The 22,622-nt window shown below is 63.4% G+C and carries 26 protein-coding genes; 22 read left to right on the top strand and 4 right to left on the bottom strand.

The annotated features are described in order from the left end of the window. Nucleotides 1–64: 64 nt before the first annotated feature. Nucleotides 65–979, bottom strand: coding sequence for a LysR family transcriptional regulator (locus CKO35_RS11255; RefSeq protein ID WP_200176104.1), 915 nt, complete (start codon nt 977–979; stop codon nt 65–67). Between the two features lie 88 nt (nt 980–1,067). Here CKO35_RS11255 and wrbA point away from each other — a divergent pair, with 88 nt between their 5' ends. After that, on the top strand, nt 1,068–1,667 hold the full coding sequence (gene wrbA, locus CKO35_RS11260) for an NAD(P)H:quinone oxidoreductase (protein WP_200176106.1): 600 nt from the start codon (nt 1,068–1,070) through the stop codon (nt 1,665–1,667). A 122-nt stretch (nt 1,668–1,789) separates the two neighbouring features. Here the strand turns inward: wrbA and CKO35_RS11265 are convergent, their stop codons facing one another. Next, nucleotides 1,790–2,872 (bottom strand): ChuX/HutX family heme-like substrate-binding protein, encoded by a 1,083-nt coding sequence (locus CKO35_RS11265; RefSeq protein WP_200176107.1) that lies wholly within the window; start codon nt 2,870–2,872, stop codon nt 1,790–1,792. 408 nt (nt 2,873–3,280) lie between these two features. Here CKO35_RS11265 and CKO35_RS11270 point away from each other — a divergent pair, with 408 nt between their 5' ends. The 18 genes from CKO35_RS11270 to CKO35_RS11355 are packed head-to-tail and all read left to right on the top strand — an operon-like array spanning nt 3,281 to nt 19,451. Further along, entirely contained in the window at nt 3,281–5,203 is a 1,923-nt protein-coding gene (locus tag CKO35_RS11270; RefSeq protein WP_200176109.1) for a methyl-accepting chemotaxis protein, read from the top strand. A gap of 29 nt (nt 5,204–5,232) precedes the next feature. Further along, complete coding sequence (locus tag CKO35_RS11275) at nt 5,233–6,837, top strand: chemotaxis protein CheW (RefSeq protein ID WP_200176110.1); 1,605 nt, start codon at nt 5,233–5,235, stop codon at nt 6,835–6,837. Between the two features lie 52 nt (nt 6,838–6,889). Further along, nucleotides 6,890–7,978: a chemotaxis-specific protein-glutamate methyltransferase CheB gene (locus tag CKO35_RS11280; protein ID WP_200176112.1), complete on the top strand. Its 1,089-nt coding sequence runs from the start codon at nt 6,890–6,892 to the stop codon at nt 7,976–7,978. A gap of 28 nt (nt 7,979–8,006) precedes the next feature. Further along, complete coding sequence (locus tag CKO35_RS11285; protein ID WP_200176113.1) at nt 8,007–8,633, top strand: HEAT repeat domain-containing protein; 627 nt, start codon at nt 8,007–8,009, stop codon at nt 8,631–8,633. Between the two features lie 5 nt (nt 8,634–8,638). Continuing rightward, nucleotides 8,639–9,484: a CheR family methyltransferase gene (locus tag CKO35_RS11290; RefSeq protein ID WP_200176116.1), complete on the top strand. Its 846-nt coding sequence runs from the start codon at nt 8,639–8,641 to the stop codon at nt 9,482–9,484. After that, nucleotides 9,481–9,858, top strand: coding sequence for a response regulator (locus tag CKO35_RS11295; protein WP_200176117.1), 378 nt, complete (start codon nt 9,481–9,483; stop codon nt 9,856–9,858). The genes CKO35_RS11290 and CKO35_RS11295 overlap by 4 nt, the downstream gene beginning before the upstream one ends. After that, nucleotides 9,855–12,530 (top strand): chemotaxis protein CheA, encoded by a 2,676-nt coding sequence (locus CKO35_RS11300; protein ID WP_200176119.1) that lies wholly within the window; start codon nt 9,855–9,857, stop codon nt 12,528–12,530. The genes CKO35_RS11295 and CKO35_RS11300 overlap by 4 nt, the downstream gene beginning before the upstream one ends. Then, nucleotides 12,530–12,772 (top strand): hypothetical protein, encoded by a 243-nt coding sequence (locus CKO35_RS11305; RefSeq protein WP_200176126.1) that lies wholly within the window; start codon nt 12,530–12,532, stop codon nt 12,770–12,772. The genes CKO35_RS11300 and CKO35_RS11305 overlap by 1 nt, the downstream gene beginning before the upstream one ends. A gap of 4 nt (nt 12,773–12,776) precedes the next feature. Beyond that, nucleotides 12,777–13,151, top strand: a complete 375-nt coding sequence (locus tag CKO35_RS11310; RefSeq protein ID WP_200176132.1) for a response regulator — start codon at nt 12,777–12,779, stop codon at nt 13,149–13,151. A 9-nt stretch (nt 13,152–13,160) separates the two neighbouring features. Beyond that, a complete protein-coding gene (locus CKO35_RS11315; RefSeq protein WP_200176134.1) occupies nt 13,161–14,435 on the top strand; it encodes a methyl-accepting chemotaxis protein in 1,275 nt (424 codons plus the stop codon). A gap of 40 nt (nt 14,436–14,475) precedes the next feature. After that, complete coding sequence (locus CKO35_RS11320; RefSeq protein WP_200176135.1) at nt 14,476–15,345, top strand: STAS domain-containing protein; 870 nt, start codon at nt 14,476–14,478, stop codon at nt 15,343–15,345. Beyond that, entirely contained in the window at nt 15,342–15,734 is a 393-nt protein-coding gene (locus CKO35_RS11325) for an STAS domain-containing protein (protein ID WP_200176137.1), read from the top strand. Before CKO35_RS11320 ends, CKO35_RS11325 begins: the two co-directional genes overlap by 4 nt. Further along, nucleotides 15,727–16,137, top strand: a complete 411-nt coding sequence (locus CKO35_RS11330) for an anti-sigma regulatory factor (protein ID WP_200176139.1) — start codon at nt 15,727–15,729, stop codon at nt 16,135–16,137. Before CKO35_RS11325 ends, CKO35_RS11330 begins: the two co-directional genes overlap by 8 nt. Nucleotide 16,138: 1 nt before the next feature. Continuing rightward, nucleotides 16,139–16,606 carry an anti-sigma regulatory factor gene (locus CKO35_RS11335; RefSeq protein ID WP_200176141.1) on the top strand — a complete coding sequence of 156 codons (468 nt, stop codon included), beginning with the start codon at nt 16,139–16,141 and terminating at the stop codon, nt 16,604–16,606. After that, entirely contained in the window at nt 16,603–17,187 is a 585-nt protein-coding gene (locus tag CKO35_RS11340; RefSeq protein ID WP_200176148.1) for a SpoIIE family protein phosphatase, read from the top strand. The genes CKO35_RS11335 and CKO35_RS11340 overlap by 4 nt, the downstream gene beginning before the upstream one ends. Further along, a complete protein-coding gene (locus CKO35_RS11345; RefSeq protein ID WP_242467151.1) occupies nt 17,156–18,277 on the top strand; it encodes a sensor histidine kinase in 1,122 nt (373 codons plus the stop codon). Before CKO35_RS11340 ends, CKO35_RS11345 begins: the two co-directional genes overlap by 32 nt. A gap of 17 nt (nt 18,278–18,294) precedes the next feature. Continuing rightward, the gene (locus tag CKO35_RS11350; RefSeq protein ID WP_200176149.1) at nt 18,295–18,666 is read left to right on the top strand and encodes a response regulator; all 372 of its coding nucleotides are present in this window, start codon (nt 18,295–18,297) and stop codon (nt 18,664–18,666) included. Further along, nucleotides 18,663–19,451 (top strand): ParA family protein, encoded by a 789-nt coding sequence (locus CKO35_RS11355; RefSeq protein WP_242467152.1) that lies wholly within the window; start codon nt 18,663–18,665, stop codon nt 19,449–19,451. The genes CKO35_RS11350 and CKO35_RS11355 overlap by 4 nt, the downstream gene beginning before the upstream one ends. 4 nt (nt 19,452–19,455) lie before the next feature. Here the strand turns inward: CKO35_RS11355 and CKO35_RS11360 are convergent, their stop codons facing one another. Continuing rightward, entirely contained in the window at nt 19,456–20,070 is a 615-nt protein-coding gene (locus CKO35_RS11360) for a BMC domain-containing protein (RefSeq protein ID WP_200176160.1), read from the bottom strand. Nucleotides 20,071–20,179: 109 nt separating this feature from the next. Here CKO35_RS11360 and gloA point away from each other — a divergent pair, with 109 nt between their 5' ends. Both gloA and CKO35_RS11370 read left to right on the top strand, forming a co-directional pair. Beyond that, nucleotides 20,180–20,722, top strand: coding sequence for a lactoylglutathione lyase (gloA, locus tag CKO35_RS11365; RefSeq protein ID WP_420870756.1), 543 nt, complete (start codon nt 20,180–20,182; stop codon nt 20,720–20,722). Next, nucleotides 20,719–21,408 (top strand): MOSC domain-containing protein, encoded by a 690-nt coding sequence (locus CKO35_RS11370; RefSeq protein ID WP_200176162.1) that lies wholly within the window; start codon nt 20,719–20,721, stop codon nt 21,406–21,408. Before gloA ends, CKO35_RS11370 begins: the two co-directional genes overlap by 4 nt. A 28-nt stretch (nt 21,409–21,436) precedes the next feature. On the opposite strand, the gene CKO35_RS11375 is transcribed toward CKO35_RS11370, so the two are convergent. After that, on the bottom strand, nt 21,437–21,925 hold the full coding sequence (locus CKO35_RS11375; RefSeq protein ID WP_200176164.1) for an LEA/WHy family protein: 489 nt from the start codon (nt 21,923–21,925) through the stop codon (nt 21,437–21,439). A gap of 83 nt (nt 21,926–22,008) precedes the next feature. On the opposite strand from CKO35_RS11375, the gene CKO35_RS11380 reads away from it, so the two are divergent. After that, nucleotides 22,009–22,563 carry a DUF2058 domain-containing protein gene (locus tag CKO35_RS11380; protein ID WP_200176166.1) on the top strand — a complete coding sequence of 185 codons (555 nt, stop codon included), beginning with the start codon at nt 22,009–22,011 and terminating at the stop codon, nt 22,561–22,563. Nucleotides 22,564–22,622 lie beyond the last annotated feature (59 nt).

Genomic DNA, 22,622 nt, shown 5'->3' on the forward strand with positions numbered 1-22,622 from the left:
TGATATGCGCCCAACTTGAGGCAGAGTTTCTTGCTCATGATGGTGCGCCTCGACAAAGGATTCCCTACACCCCACCTTCAAACCGCGCCACCAGATAATCAATCAACGCCCGCACCCGGGGCGGCAGCCAGCGTCGGTCGGCATACACGGCATATACGGTCAGTGTCGGTGCGTGCCAGGCATCCAGGCAGGTGACCAGCCGGCCCCGCGCCAGGGCATCGGCGGCCAGGAAGCGGGGCATCAGCACCAGGCCCAGTCCAGCCTCGGCGGCGGCCACCAGTACCTCGCCGTTGTCCGATCGCACCGAACCATGTACCCGGACCACCTGTTCATCCCCCTCGCCGCAAAACCGCCAGTCATGGCCGGCGGGATCGTTGGTGTATACCAGACATTCATGATCCGACAGGTCACGGGGATGGGCTGGGGTGCCCCGTTCCCGCAGGTAGCCGGGACCGGCGCACAGCACCAGGTCCACCGTGGCCAGCGGCCGGGCCACCAGGGTGGGATTGAGCTGGGAAGCAATACGGATCGCCAGATCGAACCCGTCCTCCACCAGGTTCACGATGCGGTCGTTGAAGGTCACATCCAGTGATACCTGGGGATGTTGCCGTTTGAAATCGGCCAGGGCCGGCGCCAGATGGCGAATACCGAAACTGACCGGCGCCGAAAGACGCAGACGCCCCCGCACTGTGTCGGTTTCAAGGGCCAGATCCTGCTCGGCCTCGTCCACCAATTGCAGGATGCGTACCGCCCGCGGATAAAAGGCATTGCCGGCTTCCGTGAGGGACTGGCGCCGGGTGGTGCGCTGTAGAAGTCGCGTGCCCAGATGGCGCTCCAGCTTGCTCACATAACGACTGGGCTGCCCCCGGGCCAGACTCAGCCGCTCCGAGGCGGCGCTGAAGCCGCCGCATTCCACCACGGTCACGAAGACCCGCAGGGCGCGCACAAGGTCAAAGTCCGGCAGATTGATGTTTTTCATGCATCAATATTATGCCGATAGCCGGGTTTATCAAGCACGGTAGAAGGGTTTCAATCAAGGCACACATCCCTCTTTCAAGGAGATCACCATGAGCAAGGTCCTGGTCCTGTATTACTCCATGTACGGTCACGTCGAGACCCTGGCCCAGGCCATTGCCGAAGGGGCACGCAGCGTGGAAGGCACCACCGTGGACATCATGCGCGTGCCGGAGCTGATGAGTGAGGAAGATGCCCGCAACGCCGGTGCCAGGCTGGATCAGACGGCGCCGGTGGCCAATCCGGAAGATCTGGCCAACTACGATGCCATCATCTTCGGCACCCCCACCCGCTTCGGCAACATGGCCTCCCAGATGCGCAGCTTCCTGGATCGTACCGGCGGCCTGTGGGCCCAGGGCAAGCTGGTGGGCAAGGTGGGCAGCGTGTTCACGTCCACCGGCACCGGCGGCGGCAGTGAAACCACCATCACCTCCTTCTGGCATACCCTGGCCCATCACGGCATGGTGATCGTCGGCGTTCCCTACGTGATCCCGGAAACCACCGACATTTCCGAAGTGCGGGGCGGCAGCCCCTACGGCGCCGCCACCATTGCCGGTGGCGACGGCAGCCGCCAACCCAGTGAGAAGGAACTGACGATTGCGCGATTGCAGGGCAGCCACGTGGCACGCATCGCGGGGAAAATGCAGGGCTGACACCAGACGGGAATATCGCGGCAGCTGAGCCGGTCTGCCGCGATTCCACCTGATTCCGTTTCACGACAATGAAGCCTTGTCCGTACGCGGGAACGACAACGGGAAACGCACCCGTGTTTCTCCTAAAGCCGGTCCAGTGACCCCATCAGGTTTCTCCAGAGCGGATCATCGGGTTGTCCCCTGCCTGATTTACCCAACAACTGCATCACCAGTTGACCATCCCTGGAATACCATTCAAGGGAGTGGGTCGTGCCCTGTCGGGATGGCCGGCATACCACCCAGACCTCGGAAATACCCGACTGACACAGATGCAGGCGAAACCGGGGGTCCAGCACGCGCCACCAGCCATCCCCCTGGAAACAGCGGTTCAGAAGACCGGCATGGACCTGCACCGTCGCCGGATTGGCAACGGAAACCATCACCTGCAGGGCGTCATCACGCACATATTCCAGTATCGTGAAACCGTTATCCCTGGCCACCGGAAAAGCCCTTTCCCGCCCGGCCAGACGCAGTGCGTTCAATCGCGACAGCCCGCATTGTCTGAGCAGTGCCTCGAAGTCGTGGCTGTCCAGCAGGTTATCCCAGCCATCGCGCAGGGTCGTGATGTCCACCCTGGGAATCCCCTGGGAAACCGGATGATCAGGTTCCTGGAACAGCGACGGGGAAAAGCGCCAGGATTCCATACCAAGCCGATGTCGGCTGACCATGCGCTCGAACGCCTTTACGTCCGAATCCGCGGACAGATGAATGGTGTGAACCGCTGCACCGCTCCGGTCAAAAAAAGCCAGGCTCCGGCACGTTTCCCCAACCGACTCCTCCACCACGGCCATGGCGTGGTGCCAATGGGACAGCGTGAGATGCAGACTGATATCTGCGCTTTCCAGCCGGGCGCCACCGCCCATGAAACGCACATTGCCATAGACCCCCGTTCGCTCATGAATGGCATGGGCGTTTCGCGTCACCCCCACCACTGGCCCCAGTGATTCCAGCGCAGGCAGCAACGTCGCCCAGTCAGGCTGCAAGGGGATGACACCTTCATCCCGCCGGGCCAGCAGCAACTGCGCCTCGGTCACCCCCAGTTGCCGGGCCGCATCATGGAGGGACAATGCCGATGCATCCTGTTGCTGCAGGGCATACCAGGCACCGAGCAAATCCCGGGAACCCGCCATTTTCGGTTGAAGCGGGAATGAACAGACATAGGACATGGGGCCCTCCCCGGCCGACTTCACGGCCCGGATCATTCAACAGGAAGCGACATGGAAACGGCCTGGCTGGCGGGTCGAACAGGACGACGGCGGGCTGAGTCGTGGCTGGCGGGCAGGGATCACCCCGGCCAGAAAACAAAATGATAACCATTAACATCGACATATCAACCCGGTAATCGTACGGATTTAGGTCATGACAATGCCTGGCTGAAGAGGTGGCAGAGCCAACACCGGCAAAACCATCCCGAAGGCTTCCGGGTTAAAGGGAGCCGCCTGAGAATTTGATCAAAATCACCCGGCAGGCATCCAGAGTCGCGCCGTCCCGCCGATAACGGGTATAGAATCGTCAAAGCGTAACAATTTGCGCCCCCCCTCCTTTTGGCTGCTCACCCACTCCAGGAACGCGCCATGGCCCTCGTAAAAAAGACTCCCAGCACGTCGCCCTCATCCCCGGGTGGCGAGGATTCCCGTACCCACGCCGCCGCGGCCCGCGAAGCGGAAGCCCAGCGCAAACGAGCCCGAACCCTGGCCAAGCAGCAGCAGGCCGCCGAGCGCATTGCCTCGGCCACCGCCCAGCTGGCCTCCGGCATCAATGAGGCGGCCTCCGCCGCCGAGGAACTCAAGCGGGCCTCCGACCAGATCGCCTCGGGGGCCGAAGAGGCCTCCGGCGCCGCCCAGGAATCCCTGACCGCCTTCAAGCAGGTCAACCTCGCCCTGACCCGTCAGCTGGAAAACGCCAACAACGCCCAGACCAGGGTGGAGTCTCTCAAGGAACTGGTCACCGGGGTCAGTGGCGAGATCGAGGGGTTCATCACCAATGTGGGTGTCAGCGCCCAGCGCCAGAGCGAATCGGTGAAGATGGTCAGCGAGCTGGAACAGCAGGCCGCCAATATCGGCGACATCGTCAAGGCCGTGGCCCGCATCGCCGATCAGACCAACCTGCTGGCCCTCAATGCCGCCATCGAGGCGGCCCGCGCCGGCAAACATGGCAAGGGCTTTGCCGTGGTCGCCGACGAGGTCCGCACCCTGGCGGAAACCTCGGAAAAGAGCGCCAAGCAGATCCAGGATCTGGTCGCCCAGATACAGAACGACGTCAAGCAGATCTCCGAAGGCATCAATACCTCCGCCGGCAAGGTGCGACAGGAGGTGGAAAACGGCAAGCAGATCACCCAACAGCTGAACCAGGTCCGAGACGATACCGCCGTGATCACCAGCGGCATCCAGGAGATCGCCACCGGCGCCCAGCAGTCCGAGACCGCCGCCAGGCAGGCCCTCAAGGGTACCGAGGAGATCGCCACCGCCGCCGAGGAGCAATCCGCCGCCGCCGAGGAATCCGCCAAGACCGTGGCGGAGCAGACCCAGGCCCTGGGGGAATGCGAACAGGCAGCCCAGAGCCTGTCGGAACTGTCGGAGGAGTTGCGCAGTTCCACCGACATCAGCAAGAGTGCCGAAGAGGTTGCCTCTGCCGCTGAACAGCTGTCGTCGGCGGTACAGGAAATCAATCGCTCCGGGGCGCAGATCATGGCGGCGCTGGATCAGATCCGCAAAAGCGCCCAGTTGCAGTCCTCCGCTACCGAAGAATCCGCCGCCGCCGTGGCCCAGATCGAACAGGGCGTGGAGACCGCCCAGCAACGGGCAACGGCAACGGAAGAGAAGATCCGCCAAATCACCCAACTGCTCAAGACCAACCAGCAGAGCGTGGAAGAACTCATCCGGGGGGTCGCCGAATCCGCGGATGCCTCCAGGGAGAGCCTGCGTCAGATCAAGAACCTGGAACTGGTGTCACGGCGCATCGACAAGATCGTGGATGCCATCACCACCGTGTCCATCCAGACCAACATGCTGGCGGTCAACGGTTCCATCGAAGCCGCCCGGGCCGGCGAGTTCGGCAAGGGCTTCGTGGTGGTGGCCACGGATATCCGCAACCTGGCCCATGACTCGGCGGAGAATGCCGACCGCATCAAGGATCTGGTGAAGTCAGTGCAGGATCAGATCGACACCGTCTGGCGCGACCTGGAGGAAAACATCAACGCCGCCAATACGGAGGCGCAGAAGGCCAGGAGCATCACCGCCGGCCTGCAGACGGCGGAAACCGACGTGGCCACCGTACAAAAGAGCGCCCGTGAAGTTCTCAATGCTGCCACCGAGATTGCCACCGCCATCGGTCAGGTGAAAACCGGGGTCGAGCAGATCGCAGCCGCCGCCGAGGAGGCGGAAAAAGCGGCCGCCGAAGCGTCCTCGGCGGCCAGCCAGCAGGCCCAGGGAGCCGAAGAACTGGCGGCGGCCATCGAGGAAATCGCCTCACTGGCCGATGAACTGCAAAGCGTCTGACCTCAGCCACCGTATTGCGGGAGATCGTCATGACCAATGAAACGGTCGCATCGTCCCCCCCGGGCGGGGGTGATACCCATTCAGCGAACCCGGATCAGGAGTCCGACGTTCGTCAATTCGTGATCTTCATCTGCGGCAGCGAGGTGTTCGGGGTGGACATGGCCCCGGTACAGGAAATCATCCGCGTGCCCGAGGTCGTCCGCGTCCCCATGGGCCCGCCCGCCCTGGAGGGACTCTCCAACCTGCGCGGCAAGGTGCTGCCCATCATCAGTCTGCGCCGCCTGTTTGACTTTGAACGCCGTGACAACGATGACGCCTCCCGTGCCCTGGTGATCGACCTGGGACAGCCTCTGGGCTTCGTGGTGGACCGGGTCAGCAGCGTGGTGGCGGCGGAACCGGAACAGATCGAGGACGTCACCACCCTGAGCACCACGGTGAATACCGAGATGCTGTCCGGCCTGCTCAAGAATGTCGGTGGTTTTCCCATGATCATGGTGATGGACTTCAAGCGTCTGATCAGCACGGAATTTGCCGACATCTCCCGGATGGCACAAAGTACCGCGGCCCGAACCCTGGCCCAGGAACAATTCGGCAATGAGGACGACGGGGACGACGTGCAGGACGAACTCCAGCTGGTCAGCTTCGAGGTGGCGGAACAGGAGTACGCCATTCCCATCGAACACACCCAGGAGATCGTCCAGTTCCCCAGTCAGATCGTGAAGGTGCCCCGCTCCGAGGCCCATGTACTGGGGGTCATGAGCCTGCGTAACCGTCTGCTACCCCTGGTATCCCTGCGCTGCCTGTTCGAATTGCCCGACCGTGGCGCCGATGAACAAAGCCGCATCGTGGTGGTGCGGCTGGGCACCATCACCGTGGGGCTGGTCATGGACAGTGTCAATGAGGTCCTGCGGGTGCCCCTGGCCGCCGTGGAAGCCATGCCCGCCATGCTCTCCAGCACCGGCAATCTGGGGGAAATCTCCCGCATCTGCCGTCTGGGACAGGACGGCAGGCGCCTGGTCTCCATCATTTCCCTTGAGCACTTGTTCCGGCACTCATCCATTCAGGAGGCGGTCAACACCGTGAAAGACATGCAGGAAGACGATCCGGACGTCCTGGACAGCCTGGAACAACAGGACGACGACGAGGAACAGGTGGTGGTGTTCCGCCTCGACAAGGAAGAGTTCGGGGTACCCATCGACAGCATCCAGGAGATCGTGCGGATCCCCGAGGAACTCACCCGGGTACCCAAGGCCCCCCACTTCGTCGAGGGCGTCATCAATCTGCGCGGCGCGGTGCTGCCGGTCATCGACCAGCGTCGGCGCCTGGGCCTGCCCGCCACCGAGCGCAACGACCGCCAGCGCATCATGGTCTTCCTGCTGGACGGCATGCGTACCGGGTTCATTGTCGATTCCGTGGCCGAGGTACTGAAAATTCCCCGCGCCGCCATCGAATCCTCTCCCCGGCTTTCAGAGGAGCAGTCACGCCTGATTGGCCGGGTCGCCAACATGGAGAAGCAGAAGCGCCTGATCCAGTTGATCGATCCTTCGCACCTGATCGCCCGGGAACAGCGCGAAGCCCTGGCCGGCCTGACCGAGCAACGGAACGACGAACAGCAGGACGCTCAAGGCACATAGCGTCGCCTGAACTTCGCCGCCCCTCAACATCCACAGAGACTCAGACCAGACCGTGATCAAGCTGCTGATCGTCGATGACTCCGCGCTGATGCGCCGCCAACTCAAGGCCATATTCGTGGCGGAAGGCGATTTCCAGGTGGAAATGGCCCGCCACGGTCAGGAGGCGGTGGAACTCAACCGCACCTTCGCGCCGGACGTCATCACCCTGGACATCAACATGCCGCAGATGGACGGTCTGACCGCCCTGTCCCTGCTCATGGCGGAGCGCCCCGTGCCCGTGGTGATGGTCTCTTCCCTCACCGAAAAGGGCGCCATCGCCACCCTGGAGGCCCTCAACCTGGGGGCGGTGGACTACATCCCCAAGCCGGGCGGTACCATTTCCCTGTCCATCGCCGAAGTGGAGGCGGAAATCATCGCCAAGGTGCGGGCCGCGGCCGGGGCGCGTCTCAGAAAATCCCGGGGTCTGGCGGCCCGTATCCGCGGCAACCTGTCCGTCGGCGAAGCGACCAAACCTTCCCCCCGGCCCAGCGCCAGCGCCCCGCCCAGGGGGGAAGAAGCGGACGGTGACGGTCTGGTCATCGTTGGCGTCTCCACCGGCGGCCCCCGTACCCTGGAAGAGATCCTGCCCCTGCTGCCGGCGGATTTTCCCTGGCCGGTCCTGGTGGCCCAGCACATGCCCCCCAGCTTCACCCGTCCCTTCGCGGAACGCATGAACACTCTCTGCGCCCTTGAGGTGCTGGAACTGCGTCGACCACTGGAACTGATCCCGGGGCAGATCCATATCGGCCGGGGCGGCGCCGACATCCTGGTCACGCGGCGCAATGACCGGCTCATGGTCAGTGCCCGCCCGGAATCACCGGAGATGCTCTGGCACCCTTCCGTGGAACTGCTGGGGCGCTCGGTGCTGCAACACTGCAACCCGCGCCGGGTGGTGGGCGTCATGCTCACGGGCATGGGCCATGACGGTGCCGAGAGCTTTACCGAACTCAAGCGCCGGGGCGGCCGCACCATCGCCGAATCCGAACAGTCGGCGGTGGTCTTCGGCATGCCCGCGGAACTCATCAAGCGCGGCGGCGCCACCACCGTACTGCCGGTGGAAAAGATCGCGGAACAGATCATCAGATGGGTCAATGCCAGCTGACTCACCCTCTTAACCCAAGGATTGCATCATGGCGTTGAAAAAGGGACAGCCCACCCCGCCCAGCCATCATCCCGGCGAACGTCGGGAACCCAGAAACTTGGAAACCCTGCTGCAGACACTGCTGGACGAAGATGCCATGAAACGCCGCTGGGCTGCCCGTGACCTGGCGGAACATCCGGCGGCTGCCGTGGCCCTGATCACACGTCTCAAACACGAGACGGATGCCACGGTGCTGCAGGTGATCATCACCTCCCTGGGCTGTATCGCCAATGACGTCGCCATTGGTGGGCTGATTGACTGCCTGTATTCGGAACATGCCCTGCTGCGCAACACCGCCATTGAGGTTCTCAAGGAACTGCCGGGGCCGGTAGCGCCCCATATGGGAGAACTTCTGCATAACCCCGATCCGGATGTGCGCATCTTCGCCGTGAACGTGCTCGAATCCCTGCGGCATCCCCAGGTGGAGGAATGGCTGCTGGAGGTCATCCTCAGGGACGAGCACGTCAATGTCTGCGCCACCGCCGTGGACCTGCTGGGTGAGGTGGGCAGCCCGCAGTCCCGGGATGCGCTGCGGACACTCAAACAACGTTTTCCGGAGGAACCGTATATCCAGTTCGCCGCCGATCTTGCCCTCAAGCGCATCGGAGCCGGGTGATATCCATGCAGAAACCCACCGCCATCAGCGACGAGGATTTTCAGAAGTTCCGGGAATTCTTCTATCGCAAGACCGGCATGCTGTTCGAAGACGGCAAACGTTATTTCGTGGACAAGCGCCTGCTCGAGCGCATGGCCGCCACCGCCAATGAAAGCTTTCGCAACTACTTCACCATGCTGCGCTTCCAGGCCTCCGGGGCCGAACTGCAGACCCTGATCAATGCCATGACGGTGAACGAAACCTACTTCTTCCGCGAGGAGTACCAGTTTCGCTGTCTGGTGGATTCCATTCTCCCCGAACTCGTGGCCCGCCGCTCATCCTCGCGGCCCATCCGCATCTGGTCGGTGCCCTCTTCTTCCGGGGAGGAACCCTACGGTATCGCCATCTACCTGCTGGAACACTGGCCGCTGCTCGAACAGTGGGACGTGGAGATCATTTCCTCCGATATCGATACCCAGGTTCTGGAGCAGGCCCGCAAGGGACTGTATGCCAGCCGGGCAATCCAGCACCTGCCCACCAATCTGCTGAAAAAATATTTTCACCGGGCAGGCAGCCATTACCAGATCAGCCAAAGCCTGCGAGAAGCGGTGGAATTCACCCGGGTGAATGTCCACGATGCCGCTGACATGCGCAGCCACCGGCAGTTCGATGTCATCTTCTGCCGCAATCTGCTGATCTATTTCGATGACCTGTCCCGCAAGAAGACCGCTGAGTCCTTCTTCGATGCCCTCAATCCCGGTGGTTTCATCTGCCTTGGGCATTCCGAATCCATGAGCCGCATCTCCTCGCTGTTCCAGATCCGGCGCTTTCCCGAAGCCATCGTATATCAGAAACCCCTGGAGGCGAGATGAAACGCATTCTCGTCATAGACGACGCAGCCACGGTCCGGCTCTATCACCGTGAAATCCTCGAACAGGCCGGCTTTGCCGTCATCGAGGCCATCAACGGACTGGAGGCCCTGGAAAAACTGGAGATGGAAGGCCCCTTCGACCTCTACCTGGTGGATATCAACATGCCCAAGCTGGACGGCTACGGCTTTCTCAAGGCACTGCGCGAGAAGGACATCCCGCAGGCGCCAGCCATCATGATCTCCACCGAGTCGTCGCCCCGGGACCGCGAGGCCGCCCTGGTCGCCGGCGCCAACCTGTACGTCGTCAAGCCGATCAGGCCCGAACAGCTACTGCCTCAGGTACGGGGCCTGCTTGGAGAGGGGCATCCGTCATGAATCCGTTACTGGATCAGTTCATCAGTGAATCAAGGGACGCCATCCAGTCCATCGGCGAACGGCTCATGCAGCTGGAAAACACGCCGGATGATCATGAACTCATGGATGAATTGTTCCGACTGGTCCACACCCTAAAGGGCAATAGCGGACTGTTCGACTTTCCCGAGATGACCCGTGTACTCCACGGTGCCGAGGATCTGATGGATACGGTCAGGGATGGCCGGCTCGGCTATTCCCGGTCGCTGGCGGATCAACTGCTCGAAGCCATGGATTTTGTCTCGGGGCTGCTGGACGAGATCCTCGCCGGCGGTGACGGCAATCTGCCCGCCGATGCCGAACGCACCGCGGCCGCCACGGCACTGACCCATTCCCTGCGCCAGCTGATCACCACCCGGGCCGGACCGGCCGACCCCGAAACACTGGCCGCCGACCCCTTGACGGCACCCATCCCGGCAACACCCTCCCCCGCCGATGCCCCGGCCAACGTCACAAGCCCACTGGCGCAGATACCCGAAACCGCCCGCATGGACGCCTGCCGACGGATATTTCAGGGACAGCCCTGTTCGTGGCTCAGCTACCAGCCCGAAGAGGAATGCTTTTTCAAGGGGGAAGACCCGTTTCATCAGATCACCCAACTGCCCGCCCCCCTCTGGCGCCGGATCAGCGCCCGGGAGCCCTGGCCAAGTCCGGACACCCTGGATGCCTACCGCTGCCTGCTGCACTTTGAATCCATCGTCCCGATGGACCTGCAGGAACTGACGGATCACTTCCGCTACATCCCGGATCAGGTGGAACTCACCGCCCTCGAACCGGCAATGCTGGCCATACCCATCGGGGATGACCATGACGGCATCCCCACCGCGGACTATCTACAGACCGCCACGGCGCATCTTCGGTCCGGTAACCATGAAGGTCTGATTCAGGCCAGCCGCCTCCTGCTGGAACTGTCATCCCCCGGACTGCGGGTGGCCTCGGCGCTACGCTGGCTGCTGCTGGTGCTGGAAACCCGGCCGGACGATGTTCCCCTGCTGCAACAGTTGCTGGACAACATCCACCCCGGCGTGGCTGTCGGTGATGACGCCGACACCGCAATCCCTGCCGCCCCATCCCCCCCCGTAACGGGCGCGCAGGGCATGGCCGATCCCATCGTCGGCATCATCGAAACCCAGGCCGAAATACTCGCCCTGAACGACACTCCCCCCTGGCTTTCGGGAAGACTGCAGGCTGTCGCTGCCAGCCTGCGGGCCGCCTTCACCCTCCAAGGGCAACTCAAACGCCTTGAAGGCCTGGATGAGGCCCTGCAGACCGCCATTACCCGGCACACGTCAGTCCCCCTGGCCCACTGGCTGGCCGAACACGTCCCGGCCTCGGCCTCGGCCTCGGCACCCGTGACAGAACCGGCGACAACAGATTCCCCCGCACCGATTCCCTCCGGCATCGCTGCCGGTGCAGGGGAAACCCGCAAGTTCGGCCGCCGCATGGAAGATGCCTATGCCGGCCCCAGCGCCATCAAGGTGGATCAGGCCAAAATCGACCGCCTGATGAATCTGATCGGCGAAATGATCGTGGCCAAGAATGCCCTGCCCTATCTGGCCGCCCGTGCAGAGGATGTGTTCGGGGTGCGGGAACTGGCCCGGGAGATCAAGGGGCAGTACGGCACCATCAATCGCATCGCCGATGAAATGCAGGACGCCATCATGCAGGTCCGGCTACTGCCGGTGTCCTTCGTGTTCCAGCGCTTCCCCCGGCTGGTCAGGGATACCGCTCAAAAACTGGGCAAGGAAGTGCGGCTGGTGCTGGAAGGGGAATCCACCGAAGCGGACAAGAACGTCATCGAATCCCTGGCCGATCCCCTGGTCCACATCCTTCGCAACAGCCTGGATCATGGTCTGGAGACCCCGGATGAACGTCGCGCCGCCGGCAAGCCGGTGGCGGGCCGGCTCGCCATCAGCGCCCGCTCCGAATCGGATCGGGTGGTGATCGAAATTGCCGACGACGGCCGCGGCATTGATCCCGCGATGATCCGCCGCAAGGCCTATGAAAAGGGTATTATCGACGAACAGGCCCTGGAACGGCTGACAGATCAAGAGGCTCTGAATCTGGTCTTCGCCCCGGGCTTCTCCACCGCCAGCCAGGTGTCCGACCTGTCCGGGCGGGGCGTGGGCATGGACGTGGTACGCACGGCGGTGGCGCGGGTCAACGGCAGCATCGACCTCAATAGCCGACCGGGCGCAGGGACCCGCCTGCGGCTCTCCCTGCCCCTGTCCATGGCCGTGACCAATGTCATGATCATCGTTTCCGCCAGCCAGCGTTTCGGTGTTTCCATGGATGCGGTGGCGGAAACCGTGCGGGTGGCACAGGCAGACATCCAGCGCATCAAGCACCAGATGACCACGGTGTTGCGCGGCCGCGTGGTGCCGCTGGTGGCACTCAACGACCTGCTGGCCCTGGACGAAGCCCAAATTCCCAACGAAGATGGTGAGATGGCCGTGGTGGTGGTACGCATCGAGAACGATCTTCTCGGCATCATGGTGGATGACTGCCGCGAGACCGTGGACATCATCCTCAAACCCCTGGCCGGGTTCCTCGGCAACCTGCGAGGCTATGCCGGCTCCGCCCTGCTGGGAGATGGCTCGGTCCTGCTGGTGCTCAATCCCCGGGAGTTGCTGTGATGGGCATTGAAATCGATGACAACACCTTCCGGGTCACCGACATGCTGGGTGTCGAGGATGCCGAGGCCCTGCTCGACTGGCTGATCAAGCATCCCGAGGGCACCCTGGAGCTGGCCGGCTGTACCCACCTGCATGCCGCCAACCTGCAGGTCCTGATGGCCACCCGCCCACGAATCTGCGCCTGGCCCGAAGACGCCCTGCTGGCAGACTGGCTCAGACACGCACTCAATCAAGAGGAATGACGCCATGCCCAAGACCATCCTTGTGGTGGATGACTCAGTCACCATGGTCATGAGCCTGAAAACCAGCCTGCAGATCGCCGGCTTCACCGTGGAAACGGCCCACGACGGCCAGCAGGCCATGGACAAACTCAAGTCAGGCGTCAAGCCGGACCTGATCATCACCGACATCAACATGCCCCGCATGGGCGGGATCGACTTCATCCGCAATGCCCGCGCCTTGCCCGGCATGCGCTTCACCCCCATCCTGGCCTTGACCACGGAAAGCCAGCAGGCCAAGCGGGACGAGGCAAAAAAACTGGGCGCCACCGGTTGGTTGCTCAAGCCGGTGAGCGGTGCCGACCTGGTCAAGGTCATCAAGCAAGTCCTGCCCGGAGCCTGAGGACAATCCATGACGGTCCTGACCGAGCAGCGCCGGAAACTGGCCGAAGCCTCCCTGCAACAGGCACGCACCCTGCGTCGCAACATGGCCGTTTCCACGGTGCTGGGCTCCCTGCTGCTATCCCTACTGGTGTATCACGCCCATGCCTGGACGGAGCGGCTGTCGCAATGGCTGGGCATCAGTGAAGCGGCGATACTGGCGATCATGGTGGCCATTGTCCTGCTGGGCACCAACTTCCTCGCCGGACTGGTGTTCTTTCGCACCAACTATCGCAACGCCGGTTCCCTGAGTCGTACGCTGGAGGCGCTGGACGATGAACTGGCCAAGGCCGAGACACAACTGGAGGCCAGTCGGGATTCCATGCATGCCACGGTCGACATGGACCAGGCCTTTCAGGATTGTCTGCGGCAGAACCTGCGGGACAGCGAGACCTCCACCCTGGGCATCATCGAACGCACCGGCCGGCTCAACGAGGCGGCCGGAAAGCTTCTGGACTATCTGCACCACTCCAGCGCCAACGCCGCCACCATGGCGGTGGACATCCAGCAGGGCGTGGAGGACATGAACAGGATTGCCAGCTTCGTGCGCGAACTGCCGGACAAGATCCGTCAGGATGCCGAGGTGATTCACCATATCCTTCGGGAAGTCAAACAACTGGAAGGATTGGCCGCATCCATCAAGGAGATCAGCCAGCAGACCAACCTGCTGGCCCTCAACGCCGCCATTGAGGCCGCCCGCGCCGGAGACTCAGGGCGCGGATTTGCCGTCGTGGCCACCGAGGTACGGGCCCTGGCCAACCGTGCCTCGGCGGCGGCCGACACCATCGAATCCGGCCTCAATCAGGCCCTTGGAGCGGTGGAGGGCAGCCTGGCCAACAGCAACCTGGGCGATTCCCGTCACCATCTGGAAAACGCAACCCAGGTGGTCGATGCCGTCCAGGCGTTGCAACACAGCTACGAGGACATGCGTCAGTTCTACAAGACCCTGTTCTCCGTGGTCACCCGGCACAATACCGAACTGGCGGAGCAGATCGCCGACATGCTGGGGCTGATGCAGTATCAGGATGTTGAAGGACAACGATTGAGTCGCATGACCGACACCCTGGCGGAGCGCTGCCGGCTCTATGCCGGGGTGGAGCAGTCCCCCACGGGCTTTGCCCACCTCCCCGAGGCGTTGAGACAACTGCTGACCCATTACCTGGAAAATGAATCCCGTCACAGTCATCCCGACCATCAGAATCAGACAACCACCGCCGATGCAGGACCACGCATTGAGCTATTCTGATGCCATGCATCGGTATGTCGTGACCCAAGCGAGAATGCCCATGACCGTTTCCCTGCCGCAATTCCTGCAAGCCCATCGGGACGAGATGCTCGCCGAATGGCTTGCTGAATGGTCGTCCTCCAGTGCCGTCGGCCTGGCGGCCACCTCATCCACGGCGCAGACCCGGCATGTCATGCAGACACTGTTTGACGAAATCCTGTCGCAACTGATGGTGGCCCCGCAGGATCCCCCCCCCGGTCTGGATGAGCATGCGCCCCTGTGCAAACACCTGCGACATCTGGCCGCCGAACAGGCCCGTCACCCGGAAGTGGCCACCGATCCCATGCGCATGATGTTCAGCCTCCGGCATCTCCTGCTGCGTCATGTCTCGACCTGGATCCGGGAGGCAGGAACAACACCCGTGGCGGAACACCTTGTCCAGGTGAACCGCTACTTTGACCAGATCGCCCTGTTCGTCTTCAACAACATCATCAACCTGCGGGATCGCCACATTTCGGAACAAAGCCTGTCACTGATGGAGTTGTCCACCCCCGTACTGCGCCTGTGGCACAGGATCCTGCTGCTGCCGCTGGTGGGCATCATCGATACCGGGCGGGCCCGTCAGGTCACCGATCATCTGCTGGAGGCCATTGCCCGCCATGAAGCACGGGTGACGGTCATCGACCTGACCGGTGTTCCCATCATCGATACCAGCGTGGCCCAGCACATCATGAAGACCATCGACGCCGCCCGTCTGCTGGGCAGCCGGGTGGTGCTCACCGGCATCAGCCCGGAAGGTGCCCAGACCCTGACCAAGCTGGGCATCCGCTTCGGTGATGTCATCTGCCGTGCCACCCTGCGGGCCGGCATTGCCGAGGCCCTGCTGATCATCGGCAAGCGCATTACCGCCATGGAGGATCAGGCACGATGAGGATTCCCATCCTGCGGCTGGATCGCATCCTGCTGGTCTCCATCCAGGAAGACCTCACCGATGACGAGGCCATGCAATTCCAGTCCGACCTGGTCAACAGGGTCGCGGAGGTGGAAGCCCTGGGCGTGGCCGTGGACATCACCGCGCTGGATGTGGTGGATTCCTACATGGCCAGGGTCATCAATGATACCGCCAGCATGGTGCGCCTGCTGGGTGCGGAAGTGGTCATCTGCGGCATCCAGCCCTTCGTCGCCATGACCCTGATCGAGATGGGCCGGGACCTGATCGGTGCCGATTGCGCCTTCAATCTGGAACAGGGGCTGGAAATGCTCAGGGCACGCATCGTCCACCGTGGCGACACCCGTTTTACCGGGGACGAGGATGACTGAACCCCGGCCGCCCGCACGATTCGCCATCGGAAACAGCAGTGATATCGTCACGGCACGTCAGGCCGCGCGCGCGCTCAGTGCTCATCTCGGCTTCGGCAAGGCCCATCAGACCCGCCTGGCCACGGCGGTTTCCGAACTGACCCGCAACGTGATTCAGTACGCTGGCGAAGGCAGCTGCCTCATCGAAGACCTGTCGGATGACCAGGAACGGGTGATCCGGATCTCCATTGAAGATCACGGCCCCGGTATCCCGAACCTGCCCCTGGCCATGGAAGACGGCTTCAGCACCAGTGGCGGCCTGGGCGCCGGACTTCCTGGAGCCCGCAGACTGGTGGACGACTTCCACGTCAGTTCCGCGCCGGGACTGACGCGGGTGGTCATTGCCATCCGCAAGCCCGCCTGACATGCCCGGCGATCCCTCACTCCACGCCCCTCCCCATCCGGGCCATTGCAGCCTGGCCATCCCGATCACCGGGGAACGGGATGTGATGCATGCGGCACGAAAGGCCCGGCAAATGGCCGAACACCTGGGGTTCAGCCGCGCTCAGGCTTACCACGTGGCCACGGCCACCTCCGAACTGACCAGCAACATGGCGGTACACGCCGGCGGGGGCACCCTTCATCTGCGGCCGCTCATCGACACGGACGGCACGGTTACCGGCCTGGAACTGAAGGCGGAAGATCAGGGGCCGGGCATCGCCGATCTTGAACTGGCCATGACCGATGGCTACAGCACGGCAAGACGTCTGGGCTGCGGCCTGCCGGGGGCCAGCCGCCTGATGGACGAGTTCAGCATCCGCTCCACCCCGGGGCAGGGTACCCGCATCAAGGCGATCAAATGGCGCCACTCCCGGCCCGCGGACAGATCATGAAACCATGCCGTGACAATCTGGGCCAAGCCCTCAGGCCGATGGCGGGAGAAACACTCTGCGGTGACCAGATCGGCTGCTGGCGGCAGGGCGAGGTATTGCACATTGCCCTTGCCGATGGGTTGGGACATGGCCCCGAGGCCCACCATGCCGCATGCAGCGCCATGGAGCATCTGATGGCACTGGGATCGTTGCCCCCCTCCCGGCTCATTAGTCAGTGCGACACCCTGTTGCGGGGCACCCGGGGCGTTGCCCTGGCCATGGCACTGATCGATGGCCAGGGAGAACTGACCCACATTGCCGTCGGCAATATCCGGGCACTGCTGTTGCGAGAGGGCAAGGTGACAAGACTGGGAGGAACCCGGGGCATTGTCGGTGCCGGTTTCCATCGCCTGTACGCGGAACATCACCCACTGCAACCGGGTGACTGGCTGGTCATGTTTTCCGACGGAATCAGGGAAGATGTGCCCATCATGGATGCCCTTAAGGATGCCACGCCGACGGACCAGACCGCCCGGACACTGTTGCAGCGCTGGGCACGGGACAACGACGATGCCTCCATCCTCCTCTACCGGCATGAATGAATCCGCCGCCCTGGATAGTGATGACGACATCACGGCGCGCTACACCCGGCTGCTGCTGCGGGCCGCCCTCACCAATGACCCACTGACCACGGAGCAGGCCCTGATCGATGCCGCCGCCCTTGGCCGGGACATGGTGAAGCGCGAGTTCCCCCTGGAGGAAGTCAGCGAGGTCCACCATGCCGCCCTGGTGGCGCTGGCTGAAGCGCACCCCGAGCTGTCACTGATCGCGGTGGCGGACAAGATCACGGCCCCGCTCATGGAGGCCTATATGGCCTATAGCCTGGCCTTTCGGGAACAACTGGAGCACCGCACCCACACCATCCTCAGCGCCCGACTTGATCAGATCCGGCGACTGGAAGCCATCGGCACCCTGGCCTCGGGCGTGGCCCACGAGTTCAACAATATCCTGGGCAGCATCATCGGCTTCAGCGAACTGCTCACGGACGAGGTGCAGCCCGATTCCAGCGGCGCCCGGTATCTGGGCCATATCCTTAAATCCAGCTTCAAGGCCCGTGACCTGACCACCCGGCTGCTGGATTTCGCCCGGTCCGTGCCCGAAACCCTTGAACCTGTCAATGTAGTTCCCGTCATCAGCGAGACCATCGAACTGCTGCGGGCCACCCTGCCCGTGCATATCCGGCTGATCATGGAAGAAGGGCCCGGACAGGCCTGGGTGATGGCGGAACACGGTCAGATCCAGCAGATCATCATGAATCTTTGCATCAACGCCGCCGATGCCATCCAGGGCCAGAGGCGGGACGGGCTGATACGGGTCGGCATCGACATTCGGCCACCTGCAACGGATCAGCCCGGCCCCATCGTCCGCCTGAGCGTCACCGACAACGGCGAGGGAATGACACCGGAGATCCAAGCACGTATCTTCGATCCTTTCTTCACCACCAAGCCCCCCGGCAAGGGCACCGGGCTGGGGCTGTCGGTCATCCATGGCCTGGTGACGGGCATGGGCGGTACGATCACCCTGGAAAGCGCCTCCGGTGCGGGCACCCGGTTCAGCATTGACCTGCCCGCCCTTGGCGGGCACACCCCGGGTCCGGGTCACACGGCTCCCCCCAAAGACCTGCCCCCATAACAGACACGGAAAAGACCATGACCACAATCCTGGTAGTTGATGACGACAACACTTTCCGGACCATGCTGCAGGAAATGCTGGGGAAGGAAGGGTTCCGCGTACTCGTTGCCGCCAGCGGCACCCAGGCCCTCACACTCCTGGAGTCCCAGTCACCGGATCTGATCATGACCGACATCCTGATGCCGGACGGCGACGGTATCGAACTGATCAACACCCTCAATCAGCGCAACAGCCCCATTCCCATCATTGCCATGTCCGGGGGGCGCCGTTCCATCAGCCTGGAATTCAACCTGGAGTCCGCCGAGCTGATGGGCGTGAAGGCCACCCTGCCCAAGCCCTTCACCCGTGAGGCACTGCGCCGGGTCCTTGGGGAAACCCTGCATCCATGAGCACGACGGGCAGGATGGGTCCCACCGTGCTGGTGGTCAGCAACCGCAAGGGAGGAACCGGCAAGACCACCACGGCGGTCAACCTGGCGGCGGAGTTCGCCGCAACGGGCCGACGCACGCTTCTGATCGACCTGGATACCCAGGGGCACTGCGCACTGGGTCTTGGCGTCACCCCCTCCCCCGGCCGACCCACGGTCCATCATCTCTTCCAGGACCAAGGCATCGGCCTGCTGGACGCACGGTATCACACCTGCTGTCTGGGACTGGATCTGGCCCCGGCCAATCCGGATTTCCAGCATGGCAGCGCGCCCGATGACGAGCAGGTGCTGGCACGGGCACTGGCAGATCCGGTGCTGGCCTCCAGCTACGACCAGGTTGTCATCGACTCGCCCCCGTCCCTGGATCATCTGCTGCTCAATGCCCTGGCGGCCGCCCACTGGGCGGTCATCCCGTTCATGCCGCACCCGCTGGCCGGTGAAGGGGTCCGGCAACTGTCGAAGGTCTTTTTCAAGGTGGCCATGCGCAGCAATGCCAACCTGCGTCTGATGGGGGTGTTGCCGGTGATGCTGGACATGCGGGTCCGGCAGCACCAGATCATCCGGAATCAGGTGGCCCGGCAGTTCGGCGAGGACCGGGTACTGGGCGGGATTCGCAACGACATCAAGCTGGCGGAATCCTTTGCCGCCGGGCGGCCCATCCGGCTGTATGCGCCCCGCAGTCGCGGCAATGAGGATTATCGCGAGGTGTTCCAGGCCATTGATCGGCGCATGCAGGGAACGGATTAAGACCTCAGATCCCCGCCGGATGCCTCACCGCCGCCAGTGCCGCTTCCGCCGCTTCATCCACATCCGCCTCGCTGCCCGAGAGAGTCAGGCGACCGAAGGCACCGACGGCACGCACATCGATCAGGGTGATGCTGGCCGCCTTTTCCGCCTGATTGGCGGCGTAGACCACGTAACCCGCCGGTTCCGTTTCCAGAATGAACAGGCTCTCCCCCGGCAGGATCATGGACCCCCGGCGGTTCTGGCGGTTGATCAGGACGCTGTGATCCGGGGTGATGCCGCGGATGGTTTCCTGCCAGGCGACCCGGCAGGTCTCACGGTCTTCCTGGCGTGCCCCGAGGCGGGACAGCAGTACCCGACCCGCCTCGCGCACGTCGCTCTGGTCCCGCTGGTGAATCACCATGGAGCCGTAGGCCCGCTCCACCACCTGCTGGGCCAAACGCACCCGCGTCGCCTTGAGGGCCATGTCGGTGAGCCGGTGCACCGCCATCCCGGGGGACACCTCGATCCACAGGCAGGCATCCCCCGGCACCGGCAGAAACCCCTGTGAGACCGTGGCCATGTAGGCGGCCAGCTGCGGTTGCAGGGAATCCATGAAAACATAGGTTCTGAGCTTGATCATCGCGGGCGGGCGCCATCCGGAAGCGGGACGTAAGAATGTCTTAATGAAACCCGAGCCCTCCTGGCCCGGTCAAGTACACTGTACACCCACCAACCATGGAGCTCATCACATGGCTTTTGAAACCGAGCGTGAACCCGGCATGACGGCCGCGCCCGCGCCCCAGACCGAGGGGTTTCGTCTTAACCACTGCATGTTGCGCGTCAAGGCACCGGAACGGTCCCTGGACTTCTACAGCCGGGTATTCGGCATGCGTCTGCTACGCAAGCTGGACTTCCCCGAACTGGAATTCTCTCTCTATTTCCTGGCCCGCCTGGACCCGGATGAGGCCGTTCCCGAGGACCGGGACGAACGCACCCGATGGACCTTCAGCCAGCGCGGCATCCTGGAACTGACCCACAACTGGGGTACCGAAGACCAGCCCGATTTCAGCTACCACGACGGCAATGAAGAACCCCGGGGATTCGGCCACATCTGTTTTGCCGTGCCGGACCTGGATGCCGCCGTCCGCTGGCTGGACGAGAACCGGGTTCCCTTCGTCAAGCGGCCCGAGGAAGGGGCCCTCAAGGACGTGGCCTTCGTCACCGATCCGGACGGCTACTGGATCGAGATCCTGGAACCGGGCCGTCTGGGCAAGCTGGGCAACGACGCATGAGCGAGAGCTGGCCCGCCCGGGGTCCCTTCCTGCGGGACCGGCCGCTGATCGTGGAAGCCAGCGGCCGCCCCTCCGCCATGGACAAGCAGGCGGCCGATGCGCCCGCCAGGCTGGATCGGGACGGCTTCAAGGGGGATCGGGTGGTCAATGTGCAGCATCACGGCGGCCCCGATCGGACCGTGTGCCACTACCCGGCCCAGCACTACGCCCTGTGGATCCGGCACTACCCTTTTCTGGAGGGTGAACTGGCACCGGGCGCCTTCGGCGAGAATCTCAGCACCGAAGGCCTGTCGGAAAGGGAGGTCTGCATCGGTGACTGCTTTCGCTGGGGCGAGGCGGTGATCCAGGTGAGCCAACCCCGCTCCCCCTGCAGCACTCTGGAGGCCCGTCATGAGGCACCGAGACTGAGCCGGCGCATGTCCCACGAGGGCGCCATCGGCTGGCTCTACCGCACCCTGGAGCCAGGCTGGGTGGCCCCGGATGCACCACTGGAACGCATCGGACCCCATCCCGCCCGGGTGAGTGTCGCCCGGGTCTGGGCGATCCACATGGACACCGAGGCCGACGATGCCAAACTCCAGGCCCTGGCCGAGCTGGCGCCGCTGGCAAAGGTGTACCGGGACCGGTTCCGCCAGCGGCTGGATTATCGACGCCGGCAGGCGGACCAGGGTCGTCTGTTCCCCTGACCCGACCGCTCGCTGGCGGGGATGCGCATCAGCGCCGCATCCCCGCCAGCGAGATCTCCCCCGCCTCCTCCAGGGTCAGGAACCGGCTCAGTCCCCCCGTGTCCATCCGGGCCTTCAGGGTGTAACGGAAGGTATCCCGCTGGGTCTGGCCGAGCAGATCATTGAACAACCGAAGCCCGTTGATGAGATCGATCCCCGCCTGCACCTCGATGAGCTGCTCCCCATAGGCGGGCACCGTCTTCAGGTCACTGGCCACGCCGGTGATCAGCCGCCGCCCTTCCAGTTCCACGTTGTAGCTCATGCCCCGCAGGGGCAACGGCGTTGGATTGGGATTGACCACCCGCAACCCGATGAGAAACCGGGGTGAGAGGGAATCGGAAGGCAGGGTCCGGAAGGAGTCCAGCAGCAGGGACGGGGTCTCGTAGCCGGGCCGCATGCCGGCGCAACCGGATACCAGCAAGGCGCCCGCGGACAGAAGAAAAAGACGACGATGGGGGGAGAACAGGTGTTTGTTCATGGAGTGGGCCTGTGCATCTGCACTTTAAGACATGAGCGGTTAGAATAATCCACCCACTCCCATCGCCCAAATCCGGAATTGCCATGGCCAACCCATTTCAAGAACAGCTCCTCAAAGCGGGGCTGGTGGACGAAAAGCGTGTCAAGAAGGTGCGGCACGACGAGGCCCGCAAGCGCAAGGGCAAAGCGGCCGGCAACCAGGCCGACACCGCTCCGGATCCGGCGCTGAAGGCGGCGGAAGAGGCCCGTCGCCTTGAAGCGGAAAGATCCCGGGAACTGAATCGTCGGCAAAAGGAAGCGGCCGAGCGCCGCGCCCTGGAAGCCCAGGTCCGTCAGCTGGTGGACACCCATCGTCAGTCCCGGGAAGGTGCGGAACTGCCCTACCACTTCCAGCACGGCACCGCCGTCCGGCGCATCCTGGTGACCCGGGAACAGCGGGACCGACTGGGCAACGGCCGCCTGGGCATCGTCACCCTGGATGACGAACACTACGACATCGTGCCCCGGGACGCGGCGGAAAAGATCCGGGAACGGGATGCCTCGCGGCTGGTGCTGCTCAACGAGCCGGCACAAAAAACGGAAAAGGACGAGGATGACCCCTACGCCGGGTATGAGGTACCGGACGATCTCATGTGGTGAATCTCCGGAAGATCCCCGTATCAGTCTCCCCCGTTACCCTCATCATGCACGTCATACCC

Origin of the sequence: Ectothiorhodospira shaposhnikovii (assembly GCF_016584105.1) — a bacterium.
Lineage (GTDB): Bacteria > Pseudomonadota > Gammaproteobacteria > Ectothiorhodospirales > Ectothiorhodospiraceae > Ectothiorhodospira > Ectothiorhodospira shaposhnikovii.